Raw genomic sequence first — 5,770 nt, forward strand, 5'->3', positions numbered from 1 at the left:
TATACATTGTGGATTCAGTTACTAACAAGTCGACTGATGAAGCCAAAAAGAAGCCATTGTCGTCGAAAACTGGGGCTTTTTTTTGGTCTGTACTTTTTCTAATTCAAGAAAATGTATGTAATTGCACTCAATTTGAATCTACTCTACAACTATTGCAAGATTTTTTTCCGTTTTGGTCGTAAATTTTAAAAAATAAATCTGTTACCACATCAAAACCTGTAATTTGTTTAAAAATAAGACAATTATTTAACAGAAATTTTCTCAACGTAGCTAAAAAAAACGGCTATTTGCATTCCAAAGTTGGATTAAAAAAAGTTACTCTCTTAGAGCATAGGTTCTATGTCGGCAAAACAAGCCAACGATTCAAGTGATGAAATCATTGGCTTAAGTAAGATTCGGGTTAATTACAACTATAGATATTTACTTGTTTTGCTCTAATAAAACTTGGTCAACCAATTTCCAACCTTCGCCATCAACATTTTTCAATGTATATCTAAACTTGTTTGCTGGAAAATTATTTCCACCATCTTTCCCTCCAAACTTATCATCAGCATAATTCCAGCTTATTACTTCTAATGAGTTATTTTTATTTTTTATAGATTCAATAAATCTATAATTTGTAAATGATGTTCCATTTGTCCAAGATTTTTCATTATTATCACCTAATGCATCGTCAGTATTAACTAAAAATGGTCGACTTGATGAGTACCTTGATACTTCTGAAATATAACTAGACATCGTACCTGATCCACCTTCGCAACCTTTATCTCCACTCCATAAAACATAATAAGTTGAACCCGTATAGTCTTCTTCAGGAGGGAAAATACTCACGATATTATTAATTTGAACTTTACTAGTTGCACAAGCAACAGCATTTATATAGTTATTCATCAGTTTCATAATTATTTGTTTATCTTGTAACTCTGATGCAAAAACTGTATTAACGCTAATTCCTAACAAAAATGTAGTGGCTATAGCTTTTTTAAACACCTATTTCTCCTAATAAAATCAATATCTTAAATATACATCATATTAATTCAACCATTTTTTAATAAAAAGCTTAATTTATTAAAATTATTTAAAAATTAGATATGGCGAAAACTATGCGCCATATTTAGCACCATTGATTAAATATTTCTTGAAGTATGCAAAATTCTTAAAATGAAGACTTTCTTTTTTTCTTCATCAATTTGAATAATGGCACGGTATGGACTGTCAGAAATGAGCATTTCTCTGGTTCCTAAGCTTCCCTTTCTCTTAGTACGGTTGGGCGAGAAGTAGAGTGTTTCTAACTGATCAGTAATTTTTAGATACATACTTTCAGCTAGTTTTTCGCCCCAGTTTTCGATGCCATACGCCAAAATTTCAATTAAATCTTGTTCTGCTTGTGGCAAATAGGAAACTTCATAGATCATCTGTTACGGCTCGCCACTAATTCTCGTGCTTTTTGCATCGCTGTAGCATGTACCGTTTTCATCGCTGTGGTTTTTGATGGATGTGATTTCAAAGAGTTTAACGCTTCTGCAATTTTTTCTTTTTCCCAATCTTCATAATCATCACCCTGAATATCAAAAAGGCTTTCTAAGTGAGTACCTTTCACATCTTTTAATGATAAGAAAACACCAACAGGACGTTTATTCTTGGTCACTAAAACTGGCTCTCGTTGCATGGTGTCGAGTAACTCACCAAAACGTGATTTTGCATCTTTTGCTGTAATAATTTGCATTTTAAAACCTCATAAAAGTAGGCGTTTTGTCTATTCTAAGCTCTTTTGTAAGGCAGTCTACTATTATTTGCGATGCTTTTTTTTTGAGTACAAAATAATAAGAATATTATTCTTATTATTTTACGCAGAAAAAGAAAGCATCATTAAAATGGTCTTGGTGAGTCATAGCCATTATCATTTTTAAGCGCTTGTTCTCTTTGCAGTTCTCTACGCCTATCAATCTCATCTAAAGCCGTGAAGATATTTGTTGGATTAACTCTGCTAATTTTTGTTGATATTGCTCTACTGAACTCATTCTCTTGATTATTTGCTCTGTCATCGGCTTCAATTGCTGTTCTATCTCTGCTTGCACCATATTCGGTAGCTCTTTGCGGATGATTTGCTTCACTTCTGAATCTATATTCAAACTCATCACTAACTCTTTCAAATGTTCTTGAAGCTGAGATTCCAGATTTTCGTGTAGTTTCTGAGAAAAATTTGGAGAAATAGTCTGTTCTGATAGATTTCGCACGATTTGCTGATACTTCTGCACTATCGTAACTGCTTCGCTGTGCTTCTCGTTTAAAGTCTTCGTGTAGCCGTTTAACTGCTCGATAGTCGCTGATTGCACTTGTATAAGCTCTAGTGCTTTCTGTTGTTCTTGCTGTTGTTGCTTCAACTGCAATTGCTGTTCTTCTATGATCTTCAAAAGTTGGGCTTCTAAACTCATTTTCTAGTCCTTGAATGCAATTTGCGGATATTTCTTCTGTAACTCGGCTTTGCTCAAACTTAAAGCTTGTTTCACTTCTGCTAGCTTCGCTTGCTCGGTCTGCTGTAATGTCTTGATCTGGTTTAGTTCTTTGTAATTTGTTTTGTTGATATAGCCTAAAAACATATTGCTGATAAGCAAAATAAGTAGCACTAAAATCAGGGGAAAAATTGATAAAGTAAGGGCTTTTTTCAGCTTCGCTTGTTCGATTGTTTCTTGGCTTAATGACTGCAATGTCTGCAAATGTAGTTTCATGTCTTGAATCTGCTTCTGAAGATCCATGTTCAATACCTGAGTATTGCTGTTGAAGCTGCTCGCCACTTTGCCTATTTTCGATTGCATTTCTGTTTTTTGGTTCTGTAAATTTTGGGTCAAGTCCGTTTCTACTTTCTCTATTTCCATTTCCATATCGTTCAAGATGGTATTTGCTCTTTGCTTCACAAAGTTTTTCGTGTCGTTCAAGGCAAGTCTGATACCGTTTTTCAGCTCGCTGTCTATATCTTCCTGATGCTTCTGCCTTAAGCTCTGTGCTTTTTGCAGTATTTCTGAAGTTCTGCTCATAAAATTCGCCTTTAAAAACTTCTGGTCGCCCTGTTTCTGGATTTTTAATTGATATTTGTTTCTTTGTTATCTTCGTAACTTCAAAACCAACAGTTTCACACCAATCTAAAAGGGTTTTGCGGTCATAAATAAGGTCATCACATATTGCGAGTGTGATTTCATCATGCACCTGAGCTTTAAATTCTTTGCTTTCTTTAGGTAGATTCTGTGCGATTTTGACTGATCGCCTGTTTATAGGGTCGTCAGGGTCAAAAAGATCATATTCGTAATTAACTATTTTTTTGAATGCATCAACACGGTCTAAATCTGCTTTTGCAAAAAATGGCTGCAATCTTTTTCCCGACTCAATTTCAATATTGGGAATTAAGAAATTCAGTTCTAATCTGCGCTCTCCAGTTTCTTCATTTATTTTATCGCGATGCTCAACCCATAAAATTCGATAGTTTCCAGTAGTTAGACCAGGGAAAAGAGTTTTTTCAAAATCACGCATAATTTGCGCTTTATCGGCTTCGGTTAAATCACTCTCATAAAAAGACAGACAGCCACTTGTGTAGCGCTTCTCATACGGTGAACAATCTATAAGTTCGGCTACTTCATTAACATCACCAAGTAAAATTTTGGCATGTTCCCTATCTCTGTTTTTACCGAGAAAATAATCTAAAGGGCCACTAGCTTCACCTGTTCCATGTTCGAAAAAATCGACAATCATTTCACAGACTCCCGAAGTTGTTTTAAGGTTTCATCAATACCAATCAGGAGATGCAAAAGCTTAACGGCATCAAGTGGTTCTCTAGCAACAAGGTCTGTATTTATTGCTCGTGCAATTTGATTGATGTTTGTACCCACACGACTAAGTTCCAGAACAAATGAACGGTCTAATTTTGTGTATGTTCCAACTTTCTTCTTATATTCCCCCTCATCACTAACTGCTTTTAAAGCAGACTCGCGCATTAACTTAGCAACCGAATTAAAGGGGTTTTTGGATTCAAGAAGTTCATACTCAGAATCAAACAACGTAACTTTGACCGTTTTAGTTCGAACAGGTCTTTTACGCTCATGATTAATTCTAACTTTATGTTGTTGAACCATTTACACCTCAGCAGATTAAGTGATGGTTTTGGGGGGTATCGGGGGGCTTGTCCCCCTGATCAAGGTCACAATAGGTAACTTTGAAAATAACGCAGTTATTTAAAAAAGTACCTATTGTGTATCCTTGCTTAAATTACAATAGCATCTTGAATTTGTAATAACAATGTTCGGTACGAATGTTGTTATAAAAGTTCAAAGGCTATCTGTAATTGCGGTATTTTATTTTGAATTATTTAAGGGGGGAGAACAAAAGGAATAGAAATATTCGGATGTTTTACAGTTTGAATATTTAAAATTTTAAGACTTAAAGGCTTTAAGAAAAGATTTGACTCGCTTCGCTCGCATACAAGATGTGAATTACTTCGTAATTCTTTTACCAAGAGCATACTACACTGATAGCTATTTGCACAAAATAGGGGGTTAAATACATGATATTTAATAGTTTTTTCAGTTGGTTTTTGAACTGTTTTTTCAGTTGGTTTTTCTTCACTAATAGCATTGTAGACAGCACGAATTGATAAACCTGTAATTTTGGCTATATCTTTAGCTTTCTTGCCCGTCTTATGCAGTTTTCGGGCTTGTTGGCGTTGTTGTGCGTACTTATAGCCTTTTGCTTTACCGCCTTTTTTACCGCATTTAGACGCTATCTTACTAATTTCTGATTTCGTATATTTCTGACGTTCACCAAATGAGCCATAACAAAAGCTCACTATGCTATGGCAAATCGTAGCAACTTCACTAATTTCAAGCGGTGGACTACATTTCGCTTGATTCAGTTCTTGAGCAAAATCATTAATGCAATTTTCAAACTGTTGACGTGTCCAATTCTTCGAGTGCTTGTTATAGAGTGAGTAAGCACGTACACGCACAGTATTGAATAAGAAGTCATTACGTTCACCGCTTCCAACCGTTGCACGATCTGACGCTTGTTTCAGGGCTTTATCTGTTTGCTTCGACTGTAATCGCTCAATGAATGTTGTGCTTTTGACTTCTAGTTCTGAAATTCGAGCAAGTTCATACATCTCATAGCTTGTTGAACGCATCCCTACAACGTCCCACTGCTCGCTATAGGGGTTTTTAGCGATAAAGTTATGATAAGCATCATCACCGCCAAATATGGCGTTTAAATGGCGTTTAAGGGCTTTATAGAGGCTGTGTGCTTTTGCGCTATAGTTACCTTTCGTATTCCGCACATCAATACAGACCCAGTTTTTCAAACAATAGACGAGCTGAACATGCTTATTAGCTCGATTTTTAATAATTAAGTTTGGAATAGGGGCATTTAAAGTGCCATAGATAAAGGCTTCGATACTGTCTGCAATCGGTTTATCTATATCAATGATAAGTGTGCCTACTTTAAAATCTGTAGCAGTTTTTAAGTATGCGAAATCAGTAAAATCAGGCTCATCTTTGTGAAACCAAGTTGGTTTTTCACCTGCTAGGGCGATTTTTGAAGTCCATAAAGGGCAATTATCAGGAATTGAAAGGCGAAAAACGCTAAGAGATGCGTCAAGATCAGACTTTTTAGTCTGTTGTTCTTCGTAAATTAAGGCTTTTTTGCGTAATTTAAACGCTGTCACATTTTTTAGCATAAACAAGTCTGCTGCAAGACTTGTCAATTCACTGTATCCATCGCATAATATTGC

General features: G+C 35.5%; 6 protein-coding genes. All 6 read right to left on the bottom strand.

Going from position 1 to position 5,770, the window contains the following annotated elements; genetic code table 11:
- Positions 1-420 precede the first annotated feature (420 nt).
- Complete coding sequence (locus O1450_RS16455) at positions 421-990, bottom strand: hypothetical protein (RefSeq protein ID WP_269230502.1); 570 nt, start codon at positions 988-990, stop codon at positions 421-423.
- A 137-nt stretch (positions 991-1,127) separates the two neighbouring features.
- Complete coding sequence (locus O1450_RS16460) at positions 1,128-1,415, bottom strand: type II toxin-antitoxin system RelE/ParE family toxin (RefSeq protein ID WP_199981634.1); 288 nt, start codon at positions 1,413-1,415, stop codon at positions 1,128-1,130.
- Positions 1,412-1,726 (bottom strand): type II toxin-antitoxin system Phd/YefM family antitoxin, encoded by a 315-nt coding sequence (locus O1450_RS16465; protein WP_199981635.1) that lies wholly within the window; start codon positions 1,724-1,726, stop codon positions 1,412-1,414. Before O1450_RS16465 ends, O1450_RS16460 begins: the two co-directional genes overlap by 4 nt.
- A gap of 143 nt (positions 1,727-1,869) precedes the next feature.
- Positions 1,870-3,744 (bottom strand): relaxase/mobilization nuclease domain-containing protein, encoded by a 1,875-nt coding sequence (locus O1450_RS16470; protein WP_269230503.1) that lies wholly within the window; start codon positions 3,742-3,744, stop codon positions 1,870-1,872.
- Positions 3,741-4,124, bottom strand: a complete 384-nt coding sequence (locus O1450_RS16475) for a MobC family plasmid mobilization relaxosome protein (protein ID WP_199981637.1) — start codon at positions 4,122-4,124, stop codon at positions 3,741-3,743. The genes O1450_RS16470 and O1450_RS16475 overlap by 4 nt, the downstream gene beginning before the upstream one ends.
- 233 nt (positions 4,125-4,357) lie before the next feature.
- On the bottom strand, positions 4,358-5,770 hold a 1,413-nt coding region (locus O1450_RS16480; protein ID WP_269230504.1), incomplete at its 5' end, for a replication initiation protein.

Origin of the sequence: Acinetobacter sp. TR11 (genome assembly GCF_027105035.1) — a bacterium.
GTDB lineage: Bacteria > Pseudomonadota > Gammaproteobacteria > Pseudomonadales > Moraxellaceae > Acinetobacter.